The sequence below is a fragment of the Variovorax sp. Soil_C_12 genome (assembly GCF_057657375.1).
Window position 1 is genome coordinate 398,345 of sequence record NZ_JBDGIO010000004.1, and the last position, 22,205, is coordinate 420,549.

At 69.8% G+C, this 22,205-nt stretch carries 19 protein-coding genes; 6 read left to right on the forward strand and 13 right to left on the reverse strand.

The window, feature by feature from the left end:
* The first annotated feature begins 4 nt into the window (after positions 1-4).
* Positions 5-1,129 carry an ABC transporter substrate-binding protein gene (locus AC3A6X_RS14150; RefSeq protein ID WP_487842771.1) on the forward strand — a complete coding sequence of 375 codons (1,125 nt, stop codon included), beginning with the start codon at positions 5-7 and terminating at the stop codon, positions 1,127-1,129.
* Between the two features lie 6 nt (positions 1,130-1,135).
* On the opposite strand, the gene AC3A6X_RS14155 is transcribed toward AC3A6X_RS14150, so the two are convergent.
* Both AC3A6X_RS14155 and AC3A6X_RS14160 read right to left on the reverse strand, forming a co-directional pair.
* Positions 1,136-2,227 carry a M14 family metallopeptidase gene (locus AC3A6X_RS14155; RefSeq protein ID WP_487842772.1) on the reverse strand — a complete coding sequence of 364 codons (1,092 nt, stop codon included), beginning with the start codon at positions 2,225-2,227 and terminating at the stop codon, positions 1,136-1,138.
* Positions 2,224-3,438, reverse strand: coding sequence for a M20 aminoacylase family protein (locus AC3A6X_RS14160; RefSeq protein ID WP_487842773.1), 1,215 nt, complete (start codon positions 3,436-3,438; stop codon positions 2,224-2,226). The genes AC3A6X_RS14155 and AC3A6X_RS14160 overlap by 4 nt, the downstream gene beginning before the upstream one ends.
* 108 nt (positions 3,439-3,546) lie before the next feature.
* Between AC3A6X_RS14160 and argE the strand changes: the two genes are divergently transcribed.
* Positions 3,547-4,758, forward strand: a complete 1,212-nt coding sequence (gene argE, locus AC3A6X_RS14165) for an acetylornithine deacetylase (RefSeq protein WP_487842774.1) — start codon at positions 3,547-3,549, stop codon at positions 4,756-4,758.
* Between the two features lie 89 nt (positions 4,759-4,847).
* Complete coding sequence (locus tag AC3A6X_RS14170; RefSeq protein ID WP_487842775.1) at positions 4,848-5,975, forward strand: DUF445 domain-containing protein; 1,128 nt, start codon at positions 4,848-4,850, stop codon at positions 5,973-5,975.
* A gap of 10 nt (positions 5,976-5,985) precedes the next feature.
* Here AC3A6X_RS14170 and AC3A6X_RS14175 read toward each other — a convergent pair whose 3' ends face one another.
* From AC3A6X_RS14175 to AC3A6X_RS14185, 3 genes are read right to left on the reverse strand one after another with little or no spacing between them, the layout of a single operon-like run.
* Complete coding sequence (locus tag AC3A6X_RS14175) at positions 5,986-6,834, reverse strand: ABC transporter permease (RefSeq protein WP_487842776.1); 849 nt, start codon at positions 6,832-6,834, stop codon at positions 5,986-5,988.
* Between the two features lie 11 nt (positions 6,835-6,845).
* On the reverse strand, positions 6,846-7,799 hold the full coding sequence (locus AC3A6X_RS14180) for an ATP-binding cassette domain-containing protein (protein ID WP_487842777.1): 954 nt from the start codon (positions 7,797-7,799) through the stop codon (positions 6,846-6,848).
* A 19-nt stretch (positions 7,800-7,818) separates the two neighbouring features.
* Positions 7,819-8,703, reverse strand: coding sequence for a LysR family transcriptional regulator (locus AC3A6X_RS14185; RefSeq protein ID WP_487842778.1), 885 nt, complete (start codon positions 8,701-8,703; stop codon positions 7,819-7,821).
* Positions 8,704-8,823: 120 nt separating this feature from the next.
* Here AC3A6X_RS14185 and AC3A6X_RS14190 point away from each other — a divergent pair, with 120 nt between their 5' ends.
* Both AC3A6X_RS14190 and AC3A6X_RS14195 read left to right on the forward strand, forming a co-directional pair.
* Positions 8,824-9,459, forward strand: a complete 636-nt coding sequence (locus AC3A6X_RS14190) for a glutathione S-transferase family protein (protein WP_487842779.1) — start codon at positions 8,824-8,826, stop codon at positions 9,457-9,459.
* Positions 9,456-10,412: a flavin-nucleotide-binding protein gene (locus AC3A6X_RS14195; protein WP_487842780.1), complete on the forward strand. Its 957-nt coding sequence runs from the start codon at positions 9,456-9,458 to the stop codon at positions 10,410-10,412. The genes AC3A6X_RS14190 and AC3A6X_RS14195 overlap by 4 nt, the downstream gene beginning before the upstream one ends.
* Positions 10,413-10,454: 42 nt before the next feature.
* On the opposite strand, the gene AC3A6X_RS14200 is transcribed toward AC3A6X_RS14195, so the two are convergent.
* Entirely contained in the window at positions 10,455-11,612 is a 1,158-nt protein-coding gene (locus tag AC3A6X_RS14200; protein WP_487842781.1) for a cytochrome P450, read from the reverse strand.
* Between the two features lie 51 nt (positions 11,613-11,663).
* On the opposite strand from AC3A6X_RS14200, the gene AC3A6X_RS14205 reads away from it, so the two are divergent.
* Positions 11,664-12,350 carry an ArsR/SmtB family transcription factor gene (locus AC3A6X_RS14205; RefSeq protein ID WP_309966568.1) on the forward strand — a complete coding sequence of 229 codons (687 nt, stop codon included), beginning with the start codon at positions 11,664-11,666 and terminating at the stop codon, positions 12,348-12,350.
* 23 nt (positions 12,351-12,373) lie between these two features.
* Here the strand turns inward: AC3A6X_RS14205 and AC3A6X_RS14210 are convergent, their stop codons facing one another.
* The 7 genes from AC3A6X_RS14210 to AC3A6X_RS14240 all read right to left on the reverse strand — a co-directional run bounded on the left by AC3A6X_RS14210 (position 12,374) and on the right by AC3A6X_RS14240 (position 22,176).
* Positions 12,374-13,369 carry a Bug family tripartite tricarboxylate transporter substrate binding protein gene (locus AC3A6X_RS14210; protein WP_487842782.1) on the reverse strand — a complete coding sequence of 332 codons (996 nt, stop codon included), beginning with the start codon at positions 13,367-13,369 and terminating at the stop codon, positions 12,374-12,376.
* 119 nt (positions 13,370-13,488) lie between these two features.
* A complete protein-coding gene (locus AC3A6X_RS14215; protein ID WP_487842783.1) occupies positions 13,489-15,006 on the reverse strand; it encodes an AMP nucleosidase in 1,518 nt (505 codons plus the stop codon).
* 46 nt (positions 15,007-15,052) lie between these two features.
* Positions 15,053-16,411 (reverse strand): glutathione-disulfide reductase, encoded by a 1,359-nt coding sequence (gene gorA / locus AC3A6X_RS14220; protein ID WP_487842784.1) that lies wholly within the window; start codon positions 16,409-16,411, stop codon positions 15,053-15,055.
* A gap of 69 nt (positions 16,412-16,480) precedes the next feature.
* Positions 16,481-18,451 (reverse strand): DUF6600 domain-containing protein, encoded by a 1,971-nt coding sequence (locus AC3A6X_RS14225; protein WP_487842785.1) that lies wholly within the window; start codon positions 18,449-18,451, stop codon positions 16,481-16,483.
* 126 nt (positions 18,452-18,577) lie between these two features.
* Entirely contained in the window at positions 18,578-19,531 is a 954-nt protein-coding gene (locus AC3A6X_RS14230) for an extracellular catalytic domain type 1 short-chain-length polyhydroxyalkanoate depolymerase (RefSeq protein WP_487842786.1), read from the reverse strand.
* Positions 19,532-19,585: 54 nt separating this feature from the next.
* A complete protein-coding gene (locus tag AC3A6X_RS14235; RefSeq protein ID WP_487842787.1) occupies positions 19,586-21,559 on the reverse strand; it encodes a TRAP transporter large permease in 1,974 nt (657 codons plus the stop codon).
* Complete coding sequence (locus AC3A6X_RS14240; RefSeq protein ID WP_487842788.1) at positions 21,556-22,176, reverse strand: TRAP transporter small permease subunit; 621 nt, start codon at positions 22,174-22,176, stop codon at positions 21,556-21,558. The genes AC3A6X_RS14235 and AC3A6X_RS14240 overlap by 4 nt, the downstream gene beginning before the upstream one ends.
* Positions 22,177-22,205 lie beyond the last annotated feature (29 nt).

Genomic DNA, 22,205 nt, shown 5'->3' on the forward strand with positions numbered 1-22,205 from the left:
CACGATGATCCATCGCAGGCATTTTTCGATAGCGGCCGGTGCCGCGGCACTCGGTGGCTTCAACCTTGCGAGGGCCCAGAGCGAAGCGCCCATCGTGCTCGGCCAGTCGGCGCCCTTCAGCGGGCCGGCGGCGCAGCTGGGTATCCAGTTCCACCAGGGCGCCAAGCTGTACCTCGACCAGTACAACGCGTTGCCCGGCCACCGCGACGTGCAGATCAAGTTCCTGGACGACGGCTACGAGCCCGATCGCTGCGCCGCCAACACGAAGAAGCTGATCGACGACGACGCGTTCGCGCTCTTCGGCTACATCGGTACGCCCACCAGCCTGGCGGCCCTGCCGCTGGCGGTGAATGCGAAAGTGCCGTTCATCGCGCCCTTCACCGGGGCCATGGCGCTGCGCGAGCCCTTCCACCGCAACGTGTTCCATCTGCGCGCCTCGTACAACGACGAGACGGCGCTGATCGTGAAGCAGCTCACCCACCTGGGCCTGAAGAAGATCGCGGTCTTCTATCAGAACGACGCCTACGGCAAGGCCGGCCTGGACGGCGTGACCTTGGCACTCTCGCAGCTCGACCTGAAGCCGGCCGCCCTGGCCACGGTGGAGCGCAACACGGTCGACGTTGCCGCGGCGGTGAAGACCATCGTGGCTGCCAGGCCCGACGCCGTGGTCCAGGTCAGCGCCTACAAGTCCTGCGCCGCCTTCATCCGCGAGGCGCGCAAGGCGGGCTACGGCGGCACCTTCTACAACGTGTCCTTCGTCGGCACGCAGGCCCTGGCCGACGAGCTGGGCAAGGACGGCGCCGGGGTGGTCGTCACCCAGGTCGTGCCCTCCCCCTACTACGCCGCGAACGGGATCACGCGCGAGTTCAACGAGGCGGTGAAGAAGAGCGGCGGCTCGGTCCAGTCCAACTTCTCCAGCATGGAGGGCTACCTGGCCGCGAAGGTGCTGACCGAAGGCCTGCGCCGTGCGCCCGGCAAGCTCACGCGCGAGAGCCTGATCGCGGGGCTGGAGAGCATCGACCGGCAGCAGTTCGGCGGCTTCGAAGTCTCTTTCTCGCCGCGCAACCACGTGGGATCGAAGTTCGTGGAGCTGTCGATGATCACCGGGGATGGCCGCATCCGGACCTGAGGGACGTTAGTCCAGGCCGTCGACCGCCTGGAACATCGCCTGCCGCGCCTGGCTGATCACCTGCCCGCGCCAGGCATCGGTGTCGCTGTAGAAGGCTGCGAACATGCGCGCGCGAATGGCCTCGGCCAGCTCGGCCGGCGCCTGGGGGTGCCGGTGCAGCCAGTGGTCGCCGCGCAGCGCGGCCGTCACTTCCAGCATGGGCTCGGTGCCGTACTCCAGCGCGATCGAGGTGTGCTCGGCCTGGGGGCATTCGTCGTCCAGGGCGTAGCACATCAGCCCGGTCAGGAAGGCCGAGGTCGAGGAGCCGTCGTACATCGAAGTCACCGGCGCCGCTGAGTTGCCCCACCAGGCATTGGCCCGCGCATAGGCGGCCTTGTCGTCCCGGCCGGCGAAGATGCGCTCGCCGATGCCGTTGGGCCCGAGGCCGGTGTGCAGGTCGATCCAGCCAACGCGACTCGCCCGGCCTGCATGGGTGCGCAGCACCTCGCGCACGGTGCTGTTGCTCCAGGTCGGCGCGTTGCCGCCGTAGAACAGGCCATCGGCGAACTGGTACTGGCCGCGCGATACGGCGGCCTGGTAGAAGCCCAGGCCCTCGCGCGCGATAAGGCTGTCGATGGCGGCCTGGTTGGCCGCGGAGGGCGGCCATTGCTCGGGCAGCAGCAGCGCATGCAGGCTGGCATAGGCCTCGTTCACCGGCGGCGGCTTCGAGAAGTCGAGGAAGTTGCGGTTCAGGTCCACGTTCTCGTGCGTGACGCGCCGCCCGTGCGAGAAGCCGTGCGGATTGAGCGCATGCACGTACAGCACCGCCACGCCCTGGTCCCGCGCCTTCTCGCGCCACTCGGCGTCGTACAGCGCGAACACCTGCGCGCCGCTGCCGCAATGGCCCTCGACGCCGTGGCAGCCGCTGCTCACGATCAGCAGGCTTGCGGCATTCGCGTCGCCATCGAGCGCCACGTCCATCGCCAGCTCCTCGCCGTCGCGGCCCCGCAGCGGATGCACATGGGACTGCACAGCCAGGCCCGCGCTCGCGCACCCCTCGAGAAACTTGCGGCGGGCCTGTGCGTAGCGCGGCGCAAAAGCCTCGCCGACGCCGATCATGCGGCGCTTCCTTCGGCAAGCTTCGGACTCTTCAGGAACTCCTCGGCCAGCCGCACCCAGCAGGTCGCGCCCAGCGGGATCAGCTCGTCGTTGAAGTCGTAGCTGGCGTTGTGCAGCATGCAGGGCCCGCCGCCGTGGTGCAGTTCGCGGTGGCTGCCGTCGCCGTTGCCGATGAAGGCATAGGCGCCGGGCCGGGCCAGCAGCATGAAGGCGAAGTCCTCGGCCGTCATCGCCGGCTCCTGCACCAGCACGTTCTCCTCCCCGACGATGCCGGCCATCACGCGGCGCGCGAAGTTGGCCTCGGCCGCGGTGTTGATGGTGGGCGGGTAGTTGCGGTGGAAGTGGAAGTCGCACTCGGCGTCGTGCGCCGCGCTCACGTGCTCGGCGATTTTCTTCATGCGCGCCTCGATCAAGTCCAGCACCTCCAGCGTGAAGGTGCGCACCGTGCCCTTGAGCTCGCAGCAATCGGGGATCACGTTGCTCGCCTCGCCGCCGTGGATCATGGTGACCGAGATCACGCCGGCCTCGGTCGGCTTCTTGTTGCGGGTGATGATGGTCTGGAAGGCCTGGACCATCTCGCAGGCGATCGGCACCGGGTCGATGCCCGTGTGCGGCAGCGCCGCATGCCCGCCCTTGCCCCGGATGGTGATGGTGAACTCGTTGCTCGAGGCCATCGCCGGCCCGGGGCTGACGGCGAACTGGCCGGCCTTCATGCCGGGCCAGTTGTGCATGCCGAACACGGCCTCCATCGGGAACTGCTCGAAGAGGCCCTCCTTGACCATCTCGCGCGCCCCGCCGCCGCCCTCCTCGGCCGGCTGGAAGATCAGGTAGACCGTGCCGTCGAAGTTGCGGTTTTTCGCCAGGTGCTGTGCGGCCGCCAGCAGCATCGCGGTGTGGCCGTCGTGGCCGCAGGCGTGCATCTTGCCGGGGTGCTTGCTGGCATGGGCGAAGGTGTTGAGCTCGGTGACCGGCAGCGCGTCCATGTCGGCGCGCAGGCCGACGGCGCGGGGGCTGCTGCCGTTCTTCACGATGCCGATCACGCCGGTGGTGGCCAGGCCGCGGTGGATGGGGATGCCCCATTCAGTGAGCTTGGCCGCCACCACGTCGGCGGTGCGCTGCTCCTGGAAGCAGAGTTCGGGATGGGCATGCAGGTCACGTCGGACGGTGGCGATGCCGCCCGCCTGGGTAACCAGGGAGTCGATGAGTTTCATGGGGAAGAGTCTAGGCTTAGCAGGAAGTACTCGCAAAGCCCGTGCCTCTGGCAAAGCAGAGGCCAATTTCCTTACGGCCGCAGCACAAGTTCCGAGACAATCGCCCGCATGCCGTCCCACCACCTCTCCACCCGCAGCCTGGAGTTCGCGCAGACCCTGGTGCGCATGAATACCGTGAGCACCCACAGCAACCTGGAGCTGATCGACTTCGCCCGCGACCACCTGGCCGGCCTGGGCGTGCGCAGCCGCCTCACCTACAACGCCGACAAGACCAAGGCCAACCTGTTTGCCACCCTGGGCGCGGGCAAGCCGGGCGGCGTGATCGTCTCGGGCCACACCGACACCGTGCCCTGGGACGGACAGGCCTGGAGCGTGGACCCGCTGTCGGCCCTGGTCCAGGACTGGCCGCAGGACGAGCACGACGGCGAGGCGATGCAGGTCGAGCCCCGCCTCTACGGCCGCGGCTCGGCGGACATGAAGAGCTTCATCGCCATCGCGCTGGCCAACGCCGAGCGCTTCATCGAGAGCGACTCGCCTTTCGCGGTGCACTTCGCCTTCAGCTACGACGAGGAGGTGGGCTGCTTCGGCGTGCGCGAGCTGATCGCCGACATGAAGGACCAGGGCATCCGGCCGCTGGCCTGCATCGTCGGCGAGCCCACGATGATGGTGCCGGCCATCGCGCACAAGGGCGTCTACCGCTACCGCTGCTGCGTGCGCGGCAAGGAGGCGCATTCCTCGCTCACGCCGCGCTCCGTCAACGCGATCGAGATGGCGGCGCGCCTGGTCGGCAAGCTGCGCGACATGGCCGAGGGCTTCGAGCGCGACGAGCCCCGCTACGCCGGCTTCGACGTGCCCTTCAGCACCGCCAGCGTCGGCCAGTTCCACGGCGGCATCGCCGACAACGTGGTGCCGCGCGACGCCGAATTCCGCTACGAGTTCCGCGACCTGCCCACCGCCGACGCCCAGAAGATGCAGCGGGAGATGCGGCTGCATGCCAACCGCCTCGAGGCCGGCATGAAGAAGATCGCGCCCGAGGCCGGCTTCAGCTTCGAGACCATCTGCGAAATCCCCAGCTTCCTGACCACGGCCGACGACCCCGTCACCCGCCTCGCCCAGCGCCTGGCCGGCGAAGCGGGCACCACCCTGGTCGCCTTCGGCACCGAGGCGGGCCTCTTCAAGCAGGCCGGCATCCCGACCGTGGTGTGCGGGCCCGGCAGCATCACCCAGGCGCACCAGCCCGACGAGTACGTCACGCTGGCCCAACTCGCACGCTGCGAGCAGTTCCTGCAGGGGCTCGCGGCGACCCGGGAGATCCGCTGAAGCGCGTCGCCCTCGGCCTGCTCGGCGCCGCTGCCCTGCTCTACGCGGCGGCGACGGCGCTGGCGGCGCGTCACCCGGCCTGGGGGTACGTGGCGGCCTTTGCCGAAGCCGCGATGGTGGGCGCGATCGCCGATTGGTTCGCGGTGGTCGCGCTGTTCCGGCATCCGATGGGGCTGCCCATCCCGCACACCGCGATCATCCCGTCCAACAAGGACCGCATCGGCGCCCGGCTGGCCGGCTTCATCTGCAACAACTTCCTGAGCACGCCGCAGGTGCTGGCCAAGCTCGAGCAGCTCGATCCTGCCGCGCGGCTGGCCCACTGGCTGGCACAGCCCGCGCATGCCGCCACCCTGGGCGGCCACTTGGCGGCCGCGGCGCGCTACGGCCTGGTGGCCTTCGACGACGCGCGCGTGCGCGAATTCCTGGGCCGCGCGGCGGCGGCCGGCCTGGCCCAGCTCGACATGGCGCGGCTGGCGGGGCAGGCGCTGGATGCGCTGACCGCCCACGGACGGCACCAGGCCCTGCTCGACGACCTGCTGGCCCAGGTCGCGGCTGCGGTCGAAGGCGAGGAAGTGCAGGTGCAGATCACCGAGGCGATCGCGCGCGAGGTCCGGGCGCTGCGCTACGTCGGCCTGGACCAGGTCACGGCCCGGCTGGCCACGCGCAAGATTGTGGCCGCCGCCGCGCGCACCGTGGCCGAGATGGCGGGCGATCCCGCGCATCCGATGCGGCAGCGCTTCGACGCGTACATGCAGGAGTTCGTCCACAAGCTCAAGACCGACCCCGAGTTCCAGCGCCGCGGCGAGGCGATACGCGCGGAGCTGCAGGCGCACCCGGCCATCGGCGAGTACCTGCACGGGCTGTGGAGCGAGCTGCTGGGCTGGCTGCATGAAGACCTGGCGAAGAGCGACTCGGCGATCCGGCAGCGCATCGTCGCGATGGCGGGGACGCTGGGCGCGCGCCTGGAAGCCGACGAGGCGATGCGGCGCTGGATCAACGAGCAGATCATGGATGCGGCGCCGCGGACGATCGAGCGCTATCGGGAAGACATCCGGCGCTACATCGTGGAGCGCGTGGGGCAGTGGAACGCCGAGGAGATGAGCGTGGAGCTGGAGAAGCACATCGGGCGGGATCTGCAGTTCATCCGGGTCAATGGGACGCTGGTGGGTGGGTTGGTGGGGCTGGCGATCCACGCCGCGACCCAGGCCCTGGCTTGACTCCCTGCCATTACGCGCGGAACCGTTTGCGCGTCAACCCCAGCGCCACCCAGAACGCCGCCACCGTGTAGACCCCCAGCACGATCGCAGGCCGCCACCAGTCCTGCGGCCACTGGTCCATGAAGAGCGGCCGCACCAGCGCTACTGCATTCGCGAGCGGCAGCCAGTTCGCGATCCGGTGCACCACATCCGGCAGCTGCTCCAGCGGAAAGAACACGCCCGAGAGGAACATCATCGGCGTCATGAACAGCGTGAAGTAGTAGGTGAAGAAGTCGTAGCCCTTCGCCAACGCATTGAAGATCAGCGCGATGCACGAGAAAGTCACGCCCACCCCGGCCAGCACGAACCACGCGACCAGCAGCTTGGGGCTGTGGCTGATGCCCAGCCCCAGCATCACGAACAGGATGGCGGTGGTGGTGAAGATGGCCTTGAAGGCGGCCCACAGCATTTCGGCCAGCACCACGTCGTCCAGCCCCACCGGCGCGTTCATGATGCCGTCCCAGGTCTTCTGCACATGCATGCGCGAGAAGGCCGAATAAAGCGCCTCGAAGGAGGCGGCGTTCATCGAGCTCATGCAGATCGAGCCGCTGGCGAGGAACAGGATGTAGGGCACCTGCGTGCCTTCCACCGACACCTGCCCCACCAGCGCCCCCATGCCATAGCCGAAAGCCACCAGCCAGATCAGCGGCTCGGCGATGTTGCCGATCAGGCTGGGGATCGCAAGCTTGCGCCACACCAGCAGGTTGCGCAGGAACACCGGCCACCAGCGCATCGAGAGCTCGGGCGGCCGCCACACGGAAGGCGCGGGCGGCGGCAGGGGGCTGGAAGTAACCGGCAAGGAAGAAGATGAATTCGCCATGGCTGTTGCCCTTAACCGTCTTCCCGAATCTGGCGACCCGTCAGCTTGAGGAACAGGTCCTCCAGGTTCGCAGGCCGATGAAAGGTGCGCAGGCCCTTGTGGCCATCGAGCGCGTTCAGCAGGCCGCGCGCATCCTGCGTGTAGAAAAACACCGTCTCGCCGCTGACCTCGACGCGCGCGGCGTAGTCCTTGAGCGGCGACTGCGCCAGCCCCAGCGCGCCGTTGCCGTAGACCTCGACCACGTCGGGCTCGAGATGCTCGGCGATCAAATCGCGCGGCCTGCCTTCCGCGATCTTGCGACCGTGGTCGATCACGATCAGCCGCGAGCACAGCCGCTCGGCTTCGTCCATGAAGTGCGTGGTCAGCAGGATCGACTTGCCCTGCTGCAGCAGCAGTTGCAGGCGCTCCCACATCAGGTGGCGCGCCTGCGGGTCCAGGCCGGTGGTGGGCTCGTCGAGCATCAGGAGCTTCGGGTCGTTGACCAGCGCGCGCGCCAGCGACAGCCGCCGCCGCATGCCGCCGGACAGCTCGCCCGGCCGGACGTCGGCCTTGTGCGACAGCGAAGCGAACTCCAGCAGCTGCGGAATGCGCGGCGTGATCTCGCGCCGGCTCATGCCGAAGTAGCGCGCATAGACCATCAGGTTCTCGGCGCAGCTGAAGTCGGGGTCGAGCGTGTCGAACTGGCTCACCACGCCGAGCTGCGCCTTGATCGCGCGCGCGTCGCGCGGCATCGAGAGCCCGCCCAGCGCCTCGATGCTGCCGCCGTCGGCCGCGGTGAGCCCCAGGCACATGCGGATGGTCGTGGTCTTGCCCGCGCCGTTGGGGCCGATCACGCCCAGGCATTCGCCGGGCGCGATGGTGAACGAGAGGTCGTCGACCACGGTGGTCGCACCGTAGCGCTTATGGAGGTGATTCGCTTGGAAAAGAGGGGCGGGAGGGCTGGGCACCGGGGCATTGTGGCGCAAGGGGTTCAGCCCTGCGGTCTCAGAGGTGGAGGCCCTGGAATTCGGTCTTCATCCAGTCGATGAAGGCCCGCGTGCGCGCCGGCAGCAGGCGCGCATGCGGGTAGATCACACTCACCGGCCGCGGCGCCAGCTCGAAGTCCTCGAGCACGATGCGAAGCCGCCCCGCCCGCACCAGCGGCAGCACCTGGTAGGAAAAGAAGAAGCCGAAGCCCATGCCCGCGGCGCAGGCTTCCACCGCGGGCGCGATGTGGTTGAACTCCAGGTTGCCGCGCGCCGCGACCGCGAAGTTGCGGCCGTTCTCGCGGAAATGCACCGGTGCGCCCGGATGGATGCGCACGCAGTTGGCCTCGAGCAGTTCGCGCGGGTGCTGCGGCGTGCCGTGGGCGCGCAGGTAGTCCGGACTCGCGACGGCCACGCGGCGGATGGTGCCGAGCTGCTGGGCCACGAGCGACGAGTCCTCCAGCGGGCTGATGCGGATGCCGACGTCGATGCCCTCTTCCAGCAGGTTCACCGTGCGGTCGTGCAGCAGCACGCTGCAGCGCATCTTGTCGTAGCGCTGGAGGAAACGCACGATCGCCGGCGCCACGTACATGTGGCCGAAGAGCACCGGCGCGGTGACGGTGAGCTGCCCGGCGGGCTCGGCCGACTCCAGCGTGAGCGCGCGGTCGGCCGCGTCGGCCGCGGCCAGCACCTCGCGCGCGCTCTGCAGATACTGGCGGCCCTCCTCGGTCAGCGAGATGCGCCGCGTGGTGCGGTGGAACAGCCGCACGCCCAGGTGTGCCTCCAACGCGGCCAGCGAGCGCACCACCGCGGGCAGCGAGCTCTCGAGCGCATCGGCGGCCTTGGTCAGGCTGCCCTGCTCCGCGATCTGCACGAAGGTCTGCATGGCTTTGAGGCGGTCCATGGAAGCAATTAGACCGCAATTAGACCGATTTTCGCAGCAGTGAAATGCAGATTGCGCCATTACTCCGGAAGCCGGATCAAAGAACAATCATCCGCATTCCACCCCACCAGGAGAACATCGATGCCTGCCGCCCGCCCCATCACCGTCTATAACTCGTCCATCTCCGGCCACTGCCATCGCGTGCGGCTGTTCCTTTCGCTGCTGGACCAGCCCTTCGAGACCGTCGAGGTCGACCTGCGCGCCGGCGAACAGCGCCGCCCCGAGTTCCTGCGCCGCAACGCCTTCGGCCAGGTCCCGGTGATCGAGGACGGCGAGGTGACGCTGGCCGACTCCAACGCCATCCTGCTGTACCTCAACGAGCGCTACGCAGCCGACCCTGCACGCTGGATGCCGCGCGACGCGCTGGGCGCGGCGCGCGTGCAGCGCTGGCTCTCGGTGGCGGCCGGCCCGCTGGCGCAGGGGCCCTCGATGGCGCGCGTGATCGTGCTCCTCGGCCTGGCCACCGACCCGTCCGACGTGATCGCGCGCTCGCACAACCTGCTGCGGGTGATGGAGGCGGAACTCGCCGAGCGGCCCTTCCTCGCGGGCGACAGCGTGACGCTGGCCGATATCGCGAACTACAGCTACGTGGCCCACGTTCCCGAAGGCAACGTGTCGCTGGAGCCCTACCCGCAGGTGCGCCAGTGGCTGCGCCGCATCGAGGCGTTGCCCGGCTTCGTGCCGATGGTCGCCTCGCCGATCGGGTTGGCCGCATGAACACGCCCGCCTGGCATGAAGGCGAGCGTGCGTTGCAAGCGCGCGCGGGCATCGCCGAACGCATGGCCGAGATCGGGCCGCGCGTGCTGCGCGACCACATGCCGGAGCAGCACCGCAGCTTCTTCGCGCAGTTGCCCTTCCTCATCGCGGGCAGCCTGGATGAGAAAGGCCGGCCCTGGGCCAGCGTGCTGGCCGCCCCGCCCGGCTTTGCGCACTCGCCCGACCCGCGGCATCTGCGCGTCGATGCACTGCCCCTGGCCAACGATCCGCTGGCGGCAGCGCTGGCGGTCGGCGCGCCGCTCGGGCTGCTCGGCATCGAGCCGCATACGCGGCGGCGCAACCGGATGAACGGCACGGTCGAGGCGCTCGATGCGCGCGGCTTCTCCGTGGAGGTGGGTCAGAGCTTCGGCAACTGCCCGAAGTACATCCAGGCGCGCGAGCCGGTGTTCGTCGGCGGCGCGCCAGCCGCGGGCTTCGGGCCGCGCTTGGAGGGCCTGGACGCGGGAGCCCGGCGCATGGTGCGCGCGGCCGATACCTTCTTCATCGCGACAGCGCATCCTTCGGCGGGCAATGCACGCTCGCCGGCAGAAGGCGTGGACGTCTCGCACCGCGGTGGGCGGCCTGGCTTCGTGCGGGTCGAAGGCGAAGGCACGCTGACCGTGCCGGACTTCACCGGCAACACCTTCTTCAACACGCTGGGCAACATCGCACTGAATCCGGTGGCCGGCCTGCTCTTCGTCGACTTCGAGACGGGCGACCTGCTGCAGCTGTCTGTGAAGGCCGAGGTGCTGTGGGATGGGCCGGAAGTCGATGCATTCGAGGGTGCCGAACGCCTGCTGCGCATGGAGGTGCTGGCTGCGCAGCATGCGCCGGCCGCGCTGCCGCTGCGCTTCAGGGCGGGCAGCCTCTCGCCCTTTCTCGAAGCCACCGGGCGCTGGCCCGATGTGGGTTGAGTCTTGCTCCCTCTCCCTCCGGGAGAGGGGACAAGCCCTGTTCTACCGAAAAACAGGAATCCGGGCGTTGACCGAAGCCCGATAGTCCCAGCCGCGCTGGCGTAGTCTCGCCAAGTCCAGCCCACGCCCCAACAAGACCTCGACACCGGCCGCGGCCAGCGCGCAGGCCAGCGCCTGGCCTGGACAGCCATGGGGGCCGTGCCCGAAGCCGAGCATGCGGCGATCGCTGCGCTCGAGCATGAATCGCTCCGGCTGCGCGTTCAGCAGCGGATCGCGGTTCGCCGCGCCCATCACCAGCAGCACCGCATCGCCCGCTTCGAGCCGCGTACCCGCCACGGTGGCCGCCTCGGCGACGAAGCGGCGGGTGTTCTGGACCGAGGGGTCGTGGCGCGCCGTTTCCTCCACCAGAGCCACGACCCATTCCGCGCGCGCGGCGATTGCATCTGCCAGACCCGGCTCGCGCGCCAGCGCGACCAGGCTGTTGCCCATCAGCCCGGCCGTGGCCTCGCAGGTCTGCGACAACAGGCCGGCGAGGTTGGCCCGCAGCGCGCGCGACACATCCCCGGGTGCCTGCACGCGCACCGCTGCCAGCAGGCTGCCCTCGCGCGCCGGCCGCGCCGCCACCAGGGCTTCGAAGCGCGCCATCAGCGCGGCCGCGGCCTCGCTGGCGGCGTGCAGCTGGGCTTCGGTGGACAGCGGCGAGAGGCAGGCGACGAAATCGCGCGTCCAGTCCGCAAGCAGCGGCAGCGCCTCGTCGGCAAATCCCAACAGGTGGCCCACGCCCGCGACCGGCCAGGCAAAGCAGGCCTCGTCCAGGGTGGGCGCCGGGAGTTGCGCCGCGATGCGCGGCATGGCCGCGCGCACGCCGCCGAGATCGAGCCCACCCAGCGCGCGCTGCAGCACCGGCTTGTGGGCGGCGTGCGCCGCGCCATCGTTCATGCGCACCAGCCGGCCGAAGACTTCGCCGGCCGGCGTTCCCGCGATGGCCCGCGGCACCGGCTCGGCCGCCGGACGCACGCGCAGCGCTGGGTGGGCGAAGGCCTCCTGCAGCACCTCGGCGCGGCTCGCGACCCAGAGGCGCAGGCCCTCGTCGCGCGCAAGCGCCGGGCCCTCGCGCAGGCGCGCGTACCAGGGATAGGGGTCGGGGTGGGTGACGGCCGCGATGGCGTCGGCGGGCGGGTCGATGTGCGCTTGGTCCATGCCCGCAGTGTCGCCCTTCGCGCGCGCCCACACTTCGCTTAGCATCGAATCATGGATGCACCGAGCGCCGACACCCACCTCGCGCGCCTGGCCGGCGCGATCGCCGAGCCGGCCCGCGCCCGCATGCTGTGCTGCCTGCTGGACGGCCATGCCCGCACCGCGACCGAGCTGGCGGCCGTCGGCGAGGTCGCCGCCTCGACCGCCAGCGCGCACCTGGCCCGGCTCAAGGAGCAGCGGCTGGTGGAATCCGTCGCGCAGGGCAAGCACCGCTACTTCCGCCTCGCCGGCAACGAGGTCGCCGCGGTGCTCGAAGGACTGCTGGTGGTGGCCGGCGCGCCGCGCGGCGAGTTCCAGCCCAGCACCCCGAGCCGATTGCGCGCCGCGCGCACCTGCTACGACCACATGGCCGGCACGGCCGGCGTCGCACTGCACGACCGGCTGCACGCCCAGGGCTGGCTCGAGACCGAGGGCGATGCCTACGAACTCACCGCGGAGGGCGCGGTGGCGCTGGAAAGCCTGGGTCTGGACATCGAGAGCGCGCGCCGTTCGCGCCGCCGCTTCGCCTGCGCCTGTCTCGACTGGAGCGAGCGGCGGCCGCACCTGGGCGGCGCGCTGGGCGCGGCCTGGCTGCAGCTGTCGCTGCGCCGCGGCTGGGTGCGCCAGGCGCTGGACGGCCGCGCGCTCACGCTCACGCCCAAGGCGCAGCGCGAGATGCCGGAGCTCTTCGGGCTGGCCTGAGCGGCTGAGCGCGCCGCGCTGATTCAGGTCTTGAGCTTGAGGATGTAGGTCAGCACGCCCGCCATGGACTGATCCAGCTCGAGGAAGGACTTGAAGTCCTTGCCCTCCATCCAGTAGTTGTCCCAGTTGCTGCGCTTGAGGGCCTTCTGCCACGCCTCGGTGGCCACCCCGCGCCGCACGGCTTCGAGCAGCACGGCCTGGCGCGCTGCGGGCACGGCCTTGCCGGTGAAGACGCCGCGCCAGTTGGCGAGATCGGCATCGACGCCCTGCTGCCGCACCGAGGGCACTCCCATGAAGGCATTCCTCGAGGACACGCCAATCGCACGCAGCTTGCCGCTGGCAATGTGTTCGCTGAACTCGCTGTAGCCGGAGATGCCGGCAATGGCCTTGCCCGACTCGACGGCCGACACCACCTGCGCGCCGCCCGCGAAGGGCTGGTAGACCAGCGCGGCGGTATTGCCGGTTGCGCGCGACAAGATGCCGGCGAACATGTGGTCGATTCCGCCCGCAGAACCGCCCGCAATGGCGGCATTGGCCGGGTCGCTGCGCATCTTCGCGACCAGGTCCTTCGCGGTCATGATCGGCGAGTCGGCCTTGACCACCACGACTTCATAGTCGCTGGTCAGGCGCGCGACGGGCGCGATGCGGCTCATGTCGACCGCGGGCTTCTGCAGCGCGACGGCGCCGACCATGACCATGCCGCTCATCAACAGGGTGTCGGGGTCGGCGTCGTACTTCTCGACGTAGCGCGCCAGGCCGATGGTGCCGCCCTTGCCGCCGATGTTCTCGTACTCGATTTGCCCCACCGCGCCGGCGGCCACCATGGCGGCGCCGAGGGCACGGCCGGTCTGGTCCCAGCCGCCGCCCTCGTTGGCGGGGATGACGATGCGCAGCTTCGGCAGGGTCGCCGCTGCGGCCGGGGCCGGACGTGTCGCCTGGGCCGAGGCCACGGCCGGCAAGACGCCGGCGGCCGTGGCGGCGAGCCAGGAGGTGAAAAGGCGCCGCGTCGTCTGGACCATGATGTCTCCCGAAGTTTCGATCGTGGAAATCGTAGCCACGCATCTCTGCGTCCGGCCGGCGCCTGTGGCCGGAAAACGTCGCTCGGGGTTCAGGAAGTCACGAAACCGCGTGCCGGCAGCTACTGGAACGCCACCTCGGCAAAGCTGCGCAGCTTGCGGCTGTGCAGCCGGCTCGATCCCTCGCGCCGCAGCACCTCGATCGCGGCCATGCCGATGCGCAGGTGCTGCTCGACGCGCTCGCGGTAGAAGTGGTTGGCCATGCCCGGCAGCTTGATCTCGCCGTGCAGCGGCTTGTCGCTCACGCACAGCAGGGTGCCGTAGGGCACGCGGAAGCGGAATCCGTTGGCCGCGATGGTGGCGCTCTCCATGTCCAGTGCCACCGCCCGGCTCTGGCTGAAGCGGCGCTGCGGCTGGTTGCCGGGCAGCAGCTCCCAGTTGCGGTTGTCGGTGCTCGCCACCGTGCCCGTGCGCATGATCTTCTTGAGCTGGGTGCCCTGCATGCCGGTGACATCGGCCACCGCCTTCTCGAGCGCGAGCTGGATCTCCGACAGGGCCGGGATCGGCACCCACAGCGGCAGCTCCTCGTCGAGCACATGGTCCTCGCGCACGTAGGCATGGGCCAGCACGTAGTCGCCCAGTTGCTGCCCCTGGCGCAGGCCGGCGCAGTGGCCCAGCATCATCCAGGCGTGCGGCCGCAGCACGGCCACGTGGTCGGTGATGGTCTTGGCGTTGGCCGGGCCGACGCCGATGTTGACCATGGTGATCCCGCTGCAATCCTCCCGCACCAGGTGGTAGGCGGGCATCTGCGGCAGGCGCCCGGGCGGCGTGCCCTGGCTGCCGTCGAGCATCGAGCCGTAGAAGGTGCTCGAGCCCGCCGCCAGCCCGCGCCGACGCGTGACCACGTTGCCGGGCTCGATGAAGGCGATGTATTCGCTGCTCTCGTCGGCCATGGCCTCGCGGCCCAGGCGCACGAACTCGTCGATGTAGAACTGGTAGTTGGTGAAGAGCACGAAGTTCTGGAACCACTCGGGCGCGGTGCCGGTGTAGTGGCGCAGCCGGTGCAGCGAGTAGTCCACCCGCGCCGCGGTGAAGAGCGACAGGGGCTGCGCCTCGCCCGGCCGGGCCTCGAAGGTGCCGTTGGCGATGCCGTCGTCCATCGCGCCCAGGTCGGGCAGGTCGAAGACGTCGCGCATCAGGGCGCGCCGCTCCGGGCTCAGGTCGCCCTCGATGTGCTCGTTCTCGGCGAAGGAGAAGTGGATCGGGATCGGCTGGGTGCTGGTGCCGACCTCGAGCTCGACCTCGTGGTTCTCCAGCAGCAGGCGGAATTGCTCGCGGTAGTAGCGCTCGAAGAGGTCGGGCCGCGTCAGCGTGGTCTCATAGCGGCCCGGGCCGGCCACGAAGCCGTAGCTGAGCCAGGCGTTGGCCACCGGGGTGCGGCGCGAGACGGTGTGCGTGTGCACCCGCACGAAGGGGTAGCAGGCCCGCACCCGGCCCGGCATGCTCTCGCCGGCGACGAAGCGCTGCATTGCGTCGCGCAGGTGCGTGAGGCCGCTGTCGTAGATCAGCCGCACCTGCTCGAGCGCGGCAACGGGGTCGGTGAAGCGGGCCGGGGCGATGAAGGTGGGCATGTAGGGCATTCAGCGATTGTGCAGCTTGCCGCCGATGCCCGACGCGACAGCCGGCCTACCCTGGCATGGGTTCCCGCATGGTCACGAACTCCTCCGCCACCGTTGGATGGATGCCGATGGTGCTGTCGAACACCCGCTTGGTCGCGCCCGCGCGCATCGCGACCGCGAAGCCCTGCACCACCTCGCCGGCATCGGGCCCCACCATGTGCAGGCCCACCACGCGGTCGGTGTCGCGCTCGACCACCAGCTTCATGAAGGTGCGCTCGCCGCTTTGCGAGAGCGTGTGGCGCAGGGCCTTGAACTCGCTCGAGAACACCCGGACCTTGCCGAACTTCGCGCGCGCCTCGGCCTCGGTGTAGCCGCAGGTGCCGATATTGGGGTGAGTGAAGACGGCCGTGGGCGTGAACTCGTAGTCGAGCTCGCGCGGCCCCTGGCCGAACAGGGTGTCCACCACCACCATGGCCTCGGCCAGCGCCACCGGCGTCAGCTGCTGCTTCGTCGACACGTCGCCCACGGCGTAGACCGAGGGCACCGAGCTGCGGTAGTGCGCGTCGACCACCACACCGCCGCGCTCGTCGAGCGCCACACCGGCGGCCTGCAGGCCCAGGCCTTCCGTGTTGGGCGCGCGGCCGGTGGCATAGAGGATGACGTCGGCCTCCACGCGCTGGCCGCGCGAGAGCAACGCGCACAGGCCGCTGTCCAGGCGCGTGATCATGTCGATCTCGCTGTTGAAGCGGATGTCGACGCCGGCGCGGCCCATCTCCCTGGCCAGGAACTGGCGCAGGTCCTCGTCGAAGCCGTTGAGCAGGTGCGGCCCGCGGTACAGCTGCGTGACCTGCGCGCCCAGGCCTTTGAAGATGGAGGCGAACTCGCAGGCGATGTAGCCGCCGCCCACCACCAGCAGGCGCTTGGGAAAGGGGTCGAGGTCGAACATCGCGTCCGACACCACCACGTGCTCGCGCCCCTTGAATTCAGGCACGAAGGGCATGCCGCCGGTGGCCACCAGGATGTGGCGCGCCGTGTGCTTCTTCTGGCCGACCTGAACCGTGTGGGCATCGGCCAGGCACGCCCAGCCCTGGATCAGCGTGACGCCCGCGCCTTCGAGGAGGCTGCGGTAGACGCCGTTGAGGCGCGCGATCTCCCTGGCACGATTGGCCTTGAGCCGGCTCCAGTCGAAGCGCGGCGGGCCGTCGAGCGTCCAGCCGTAGCCGGCCGCCTCCTCGAAGGACTCCGCATAGCCGGCCGCGTAGCTGTAGAGCTTCTTGGGAATGCAGCCGACGTTGACGCAGGTGCCGCCCAGCTCGGCGCATTCCGCGAGCGCCACGCGGGCGCCGCGCTGGGCCGCCATGCGTGCCGCGCGCACCCCGCCGCTGCCGCCGCCGATCACGAAAAGGTCGAAGTCGAATGTGCGCATGGAAGGCCCGCTCCTTGCGGCCGACTGTAGCCGGCCGCGGGAAGGGCTGCTGCGCGCCGCGATCCAGCGTCAGGGCCGGTCGTTCTGCTGGGCGGAATCCCTCGACATCATGCGCTGCTGCTGCTGGGCCCGCGCATCGGCGCCACGCTGCTGCATCTGCTGGATCTGCTGCTGCGCGCGCTGCTGCTGGTTCTCCTGCGCCTGGCGCACTGCGTTGTGCTGCTGCATCTGAAGCTGCTGGGCCTGTTGCTGGGCCTGCTGTTGCGCCTGCATCTGCTGCTGCCGCAGCGTCTGTTGCTGCTGCATCTGCTGCATCTGCTGCATTTGCTGGATCTGCTGCAGCTGCTGGGCCTGCGCCGCTTGCGCCGCCCGTTGCTGCATCTCCTGCTGGGCGCGCAGGGTCTGTTGTTGCTGTTGCAGCTGGAGTTGCTGCTGGGCCTGGGCCTGCGCGGCGCGTTGCTGCTGCTGGGCTTGCTGCAGCTGCTGGGCTTGCGCCGCCTGGGCTGCGCGCTGCTGCAGCTCCTGCTGCGCACGCACGCCCTGCTGCTGCTGCTGTTGCAGCTGGAGCTGCTGCTGTTGCTGGGCCTGGACGGCTCGCTGCTGGAACTGCAACTGCTGCTGAACCTGCTGGGCCTGTTGTGCCTGCTGCAGCTGCCGCGCCTGCAGCTCCTGAATCTGCCGTGGCCGCAGGTCGGGCGGCGGCAGCGCCGCGGCCGAGCGCCCGACGCCGCCGAAGTGCCGCTCGCCGCGCGGCGAGATCGGCACGGCCGTGGTGATCGGCAGCTGTGCGACGCGATCCTCGGGCACGCGCAGGAAGTCGCGGCGGGCGATCGGCCCGCGGCCGAAGATGTCGACCGGCACCAGCGAAAGCGCCCCGGGGGTGTTGCGGTTCAGGTAGTCGGCGCGCGCGAGTTGCCGCTGGTGGGCGATGGCGCGGTTGACTGCATCGATGTAGTGCTGGCTGGCACGATAACCCGGCCGCCAGGGCTCGCCGGGCGCAAGCGGAAACCAGCCCACGCCCGGACGGCCGCCGGCCACCACATTCGCATGGCCGCCGCCGCCCACGAAGCCGACCAGCGCCGGCGCATACACCGGCCGCGCGGTCGACCGCCCCGGCACCCAGCCCCAGCGCGGCCCGATGCGCGCCCAGCGGCCGTAGTGCGAAGTCGCGAAACCCCAGGGCGCCGCGTCGATCCAGGTCCAGCCCCAGGGCTGGATGTCGGCCCACTGGCCGTCGCGGTAAGGGGCCCAGTCGGCATCGACGCTGCGCGGAACCCAGACGCTGCCGTAGGTGGGGTCGTTCTGCCACTCGCCGTAGCGGTCGAGCTGCTGGTAGCCGAGCATGTCGCGCGAGACATAGCGCGCCGAGATCGACTGGTCTTCCAGCCGGTCGCGCTCCGCCACCCAGCGGTCGAAGGCGTTGTCGCCGGCGCGCACCGCCGCGCCGCTCACGGCCGCCAGCTGACGCCCCGAGACGGTGAGCTGCTGATGGGCGCCCAGCGCCACCGATTCCCCGTTCTCGCCGAAGAGCGTGACTCCGCCGGCAGCGACCGCCACGCGCGTGGTGCCGGCGGCCGGGTCGACCTCGATGCGATAGTCGCCGGCGGCGTCGACCACCATCGCGAGGTTGGCGGTGCCGATCTCCAGGCGCTGCCCGGCCGGGGCCTCGCGCACGCGCAGCTGCAGGCGGCCCTGGGTGGCGGTGAAGCGGGCGCTGTCGTCGTCGAGCTCGTTGACCACCAGCTGCGTCTGATCGTCCAGGCGCAGGGCGGTCGAATCGACGTAGAGCTCGGCGCGGGCGTTGCGGTCGGTCCAGAGGCGGTCGCCGGTGGTGATCGGCCGGTTGGGCACCGCGTCGTACCAGCTGTCGTCGCCGGCCGGCGAGAAGCTGACGGTGCCCTGCTGCTCGTTGATGCGGGCCACGCGGCCCGGCGGGTCCTGCTGCGCCCAGGCCGCGGCGCCGGCGGCGAACAGCAGCACCAGGCCCAGCAGCCAGCCGGCAGCGCGGCGGATGGCGTGTGGATGGGTGCGATGTTTCATGATCGGTCCTCGTGTCCAGACCCTGCAACGCGCCAGCGGGGGCCGGCGCTGGCATCTGCTTTGCAAAGCTTTGGAACTACTTTGGAACTATCCTGCGTACCGCGCAACCGCGTGTAAGCAAGGGACTTATCGCAGCCTCGGATGGCTGAGGAAGAAGCGCAGCATCTCGGCGCTGGCGTCCGGCCCCGCGGGGTCGGTGAAGGAGCCGTCGGCGCTGCCTCCGGCCCAGGCATGACCGGCACCGTGCAGCAGCCAATGTTCGACCGCGATGCCGCCGCGGGTATCGGCATAGGTCCAGCGGGTGAAGGCGCGACCGCCCTCGGAGCGACCGCGCATCTCGTGCGCGGGCGGATGCTCGCCCCCCGCCAGCAGCCCCGCCACCGCATCCGCCGCCACCTGCTCCCCGTTGCGCGGATGCACCGTCTCGTCGGCATCGCCGTGGAAGACGATGGTCGGGCACATCGGAAGCACCGGGCCGTTGGCCGTGGGCTTGCCGGGGCCGTTCTTCATTGCGCCCATGGCGGAGACGAGGTTATGCGCCGCGCCGCCCGGCAGACCCGAGTGCACGCCGACAGCGGCGAACAGTTCGGGATGAACGCGCCCCAGGATATCGGCCATCGAGCCGCCGGCGGACAGCCCGGCCACGTAGACGCGCACCGGATCGGCGCCGTGCTCGCGCATCACCGCCTGCGTAAGCGCGGCCAGCAGCGCGGGCTCGCCGCGCCCGGCCTGCTGGTGCTGCGGCAGGAACCAGTTCCAGCATTTGCCCGCGTTGTGCTTCTGGGTCTGCGTCGGATAGAGCACGAGGAAGCCGAGCTCGGCGGCGAGCCGGTTCATCTGCGTGCCGGTGGCGAAGTCCTCCGGGTCCTGGGTGCAGCCGTGCAGCATCAGCAGCAAGGGGCGGGGCCTGCCCGTGCCGCGCCCGGGCACGAAGAGCTTGTAGTCCACGCTGCGGTGCTGGTGCTCGAAACGGCCGTCGAGCCACTGGTCCGGCGCCACGGGCGGCAGCAAGCCGAGGCGCCGGAAGGCGCGCGGCACGGCGCGCATCCAGCGCGCCAGTCGTTCGAGCAAGGTTGTCACGTCGGGTATGCGCAAAAGGGGCCGATTGTCGGCCCTCGCCTCCGCCCCGCCGGCCTACTTGTAGAGCAGCTGCGGCAGCCACAGCCCGATCTGCGGCCAGATGTACAGCAGCAGGATCGCCAGCACCTGGATGCCCATGAAGGGCAGCATGCCGAGGAAGATCTGGTTGAGCGTCACATGCGGCGGGCTCACGCCCTTCAGGTAGAAGGCCGCCATGGCCACCGGCGGCGACAAAAAGGCCGTCTGCAGGTTCATGGCCACCAGCAGCCCGAAGAACAGCGGATCGACGCCGAAATTGTCCAGGAGCGGGATGAAGATCGGCATGAAGATCACGATGATCTCGGTCCACTCGAGCGGCCAGCCCAGGATGAAGATGATCACCTGGCTCAGCACCAGGAACTGCACCTTCGAGAGGTTCATGCTCAGCACCCACTCCTCGACCAGCTGCTGGCCGCCGAGCAGCGCGAAGGCCGCCGAAAAGATGGCCGAGCCCACGAACAGCCAGCACACCATGGCCGAGGTCTTGGCCGTGAGGAACACCGATTCCTTGAGCACGCCCAGCGTCAGCCGGCGGTAGGCAGCCGCCAGCAGAAAGCCTCCGAGGGCGCCCATGGCGGCGGCCTCCGTGGGCGTGGCCAGGCCCAGCACGATGGACCCGAGCACGGCCAGGATCATGATCATCAGCGGGAAGAACGAGGCCAGCAGCATCTTGAAGATCTCGAGCCGCGCGAAGCTCAGGAACAGATAGAACAGCGCGACGATGGCGCCGATCACCGCGAAGCAGACCCACCACCAGGTGGGCGCCGGCCGAATGGAGGCGCCATCCGCGGCTGGCGCGGCACCAGGCTCCGCGGCGGGCTCGGCGACAGCGCTGCCGGGCGGCACCTGCGCGGCGCTCTCGGCCGCTCCCGGGGGCTCCTGCACACCACCCGCGCCGGGAGGCTCGGCGAGCCCGCCTTCGCCCTCGCTCGGCGGCTCCTGCAAGCCACCTTGGTTCTCGGCCGGCGGCTCCTGCAGGCCGCCCGAGGCCGCCTCGGGCGCGCTGCGCCCGGCGCCGATCTCCTGGATGTCGTACTTCGCCGCCGCCGCCACCGTCGTCACGGCTTCGTAGCTGGTGACGGCCAGCAGCGCGAAGAGCAGGCCGGGCAGCAGCACGATGCCGAGCTGCCGCAGCAGGAAGCCGGTGGGCACCTCGGCATTGCGGCGGCCCTTGAGCGCACCGACCAGGCCGGCGAGCGCATGGCGATCGGAATCGGCGGTGAGCCGCTGCGTCAACGGCGGCAGCGCCACCGCGCGGTCGGCGGCCGACAGCGGCGGCGCCCAGGCCGGCTTGAGCTTGGCCACCAGGATCACGTAGACCACGTAGAGCGAGGCCAGCATCAACCCCGGAAAGAAAGCGCCCGCGTAAAGCTGCACCACCGACACGCCGGCGGTCGCGCCATAGACGATCAGCAGCACCGAGGGCGGGATCAGGATGCCGAGGCAGCCGCCCGCCGTGATCGAGCCCGCGGCCAAGGGGATGCTGTAGCCCGCGCGCAGCATGGCCGGCAGCGCCAGCAGGCCCATCAGCGTCACGACTGCGCCGACGATGCCGGTGGCGGTGGCGAAGATGGTGCAGGTCACCAGCGTGGCCACCGCCAGCGCGCCGGGGAGCCGCGCCAGCGCGAGGTGCAAGCTCCTGAACAGCGTCTCGATCAGGTTGGCCCGCTCCACCAGGTAGCCCATGAAGACGAACAGCGGCACCGCGATGAGCACGTCGTTCGCCATCGTCTTGTAGGCCGCCTGGACCATCAGGTCGAGCGTGTGCGTGGTGTTCCGGTCGTAGGCGAACCAGGTGAAGATCATGCCCATGCCCATCAGCGTGAAGGCCGTGGGAAAGCCCAGCATGATCGCGACCACGACCAGCGACAGCATCAGCAGGCCGAGGTGGCCGTTGGTGATGGTCTCCACGCGCAGCAGCATGATCCCCGCCGCGGCAACGATCAGCACCATGAAGGACAGGCCGAACCAGAGCTCGCGGCGGATCATGGCTTCGCCTCCTTCGAGACGACCACTTCGTCCAGGGCGCGGATGTCGGCATCGTCGACGTGCACCATCTCCTTGAGCTTCTCGACGTCCACTTCCTCGACGTCCTGCTCGCGCGAGGGCCACTCGCCGTCGCGGATGCATTGCACGCAGCGCACGATCTCGACGATGCCCTGCAGCAGCAGGGTGAGGCCGGCGAGCGGGATCACGTACTTGAAGGGATAAAGCGGGATCGGATCGGCGGAGAAGGTCTGCTCGCGGATCGACAGCGACTCGCCGGCGTAGACCCAGCCGGCCCAGGTCAGCGCGACGATGCCCGGCAGGAAGAAGAGGATGTAGAGCGTCAAGTCGATGATCGCCTGCGTGCGCGGCCGGAAGAAGCCGTAGAGCACGTCACCGCGCACATGGCCGTTCTTGGCGAGCGTGTAGGCGCCGGCGGTCATGAACAGCGTGCCGTACAGCATGATCTGCAGATCGAGCACCCAGGCGTGCGGCCGGTTGAGCGCGTAGCGGCAGAACACCTCCCAGCTGATCAGCACGGTGAGCAGCACCGCGCACCAGGCGAAGGTCTTGCCGATCCAGGTCGAGAAGCGATCGACCCCCAACAGAATGGATTGCATGAAGATTCCTGCAGAGCCTCGAAAAAAGA

Coding starts and splice junctions, on each gene's coding strand:
- AC3A6X_RS14150 (WP_487842771.1), top strand. CDS start 5: ATGATCCATCGCAGGCATTTTTCGATAGCGGCCGGTGCCGCGGCACTC.
- AC3A6X_RS14155 (WP_487842772.1), bottom strand. CDS start 2,227: ATGATCGGCGTCGGCGAGGCTTTTGCGCCGCGCTACGCACAGGCCCGC.
- AC3A6X_RS14160 (WP_487842773.1), bottom strand. CDS start 3,438: ATGAAACTCATCGACTCCCTGGTTACCCAGGCGGGCGGCATCGCCACC.
- argE (WP_487842774.1), top strand. CDS start 3,547: ATGCCGTCCCACCACCTCTCCACCCGCAGCCTGGAGTTCGCGCAGACC.
- AC3A6X_RS14175 (WP_487842776.1), bottom strand. CDS start 6,834: ATGGCGAATTCATCTTCTTCCTTGCCGGTTACTTCCAGCCCCCTGCCG.
- AC3A6X_RS14185 (WP_487842778.1), bottom strand. CDS start 8,703: ATGGACCGCCTCAAAGCCATGCAGACCTTCGTGCAGATCGCGGAGCAG.
- AC3A6X_RS14190 (WP_487842779.1), top strand. CDS start 8,824: ATGCCTGCCGCCCGCCCCATCACCGTCTATAACTCGTCCATCTCCGGC.
- AC3A6X_RS14195 (WP_487842780.1), top strand. CDS start 9,456: ATGAACACGCCCGCCTGGCATGAAGGCGAGCGTGCGTTGCAAGCGCGC.
- AC3A6X_RS14200 (WP_487842781.1), bottom strand. CDS start 11,612: ATGGACCAAGCGCACATCGACCCGCCCGCCGACGCCATCGCGGCCGTC.
- AC3A6X_RS14205 (WP_309966568.1), top strand. CDS start 11,664: ATGGATGCACCGAGCGCCGACACCCACCTCGCGCGCCTGGCCGGCGCG.
- AC3A6X_RS14210 (WP_487842782.1), bottom strand. CDS start 13,369: ATGGTCCAGACGACGCGGCGCCTTTTCACCTCCTGGCTCGCCGCCACG.
- AC3A6X_RS14215 (WP_487842783.1), bottom strand. CDS start 15,006: ATGCCCTACATGCCCACCTTCATCGCCCCGGCCCGCTTCACCGACCCC.
- gorA (WP_487842784.1), bottom strand. CDS start 16,411: ATGCGCACATTCGACTTCGACCTTTTCGTGATCGGCGGCGGCAGCGGC.
- AC3A6X_RS14225 (WP_487842785.1), bottom strand. CDS start 18,451: ATGAAACATCGCACCCATCCACACGCCATCCGCCGCGCTGCCGGCTGG.
- AC3A6X_RS14235 (WP_487842787.1), bottom strand. CDS start 21,559: ATGATCCGCCGCGAGCTCTGGTTCGGCCTGTCCTTCATGGTGCTGATC.
- AC3A6X_RS14240 (WP_487842788.1), bottom strand. CDS start 22,176: ATGCAATCCATTCTGTTGGGGGTCGATCGCTTCTCGACCTGGATCGGC.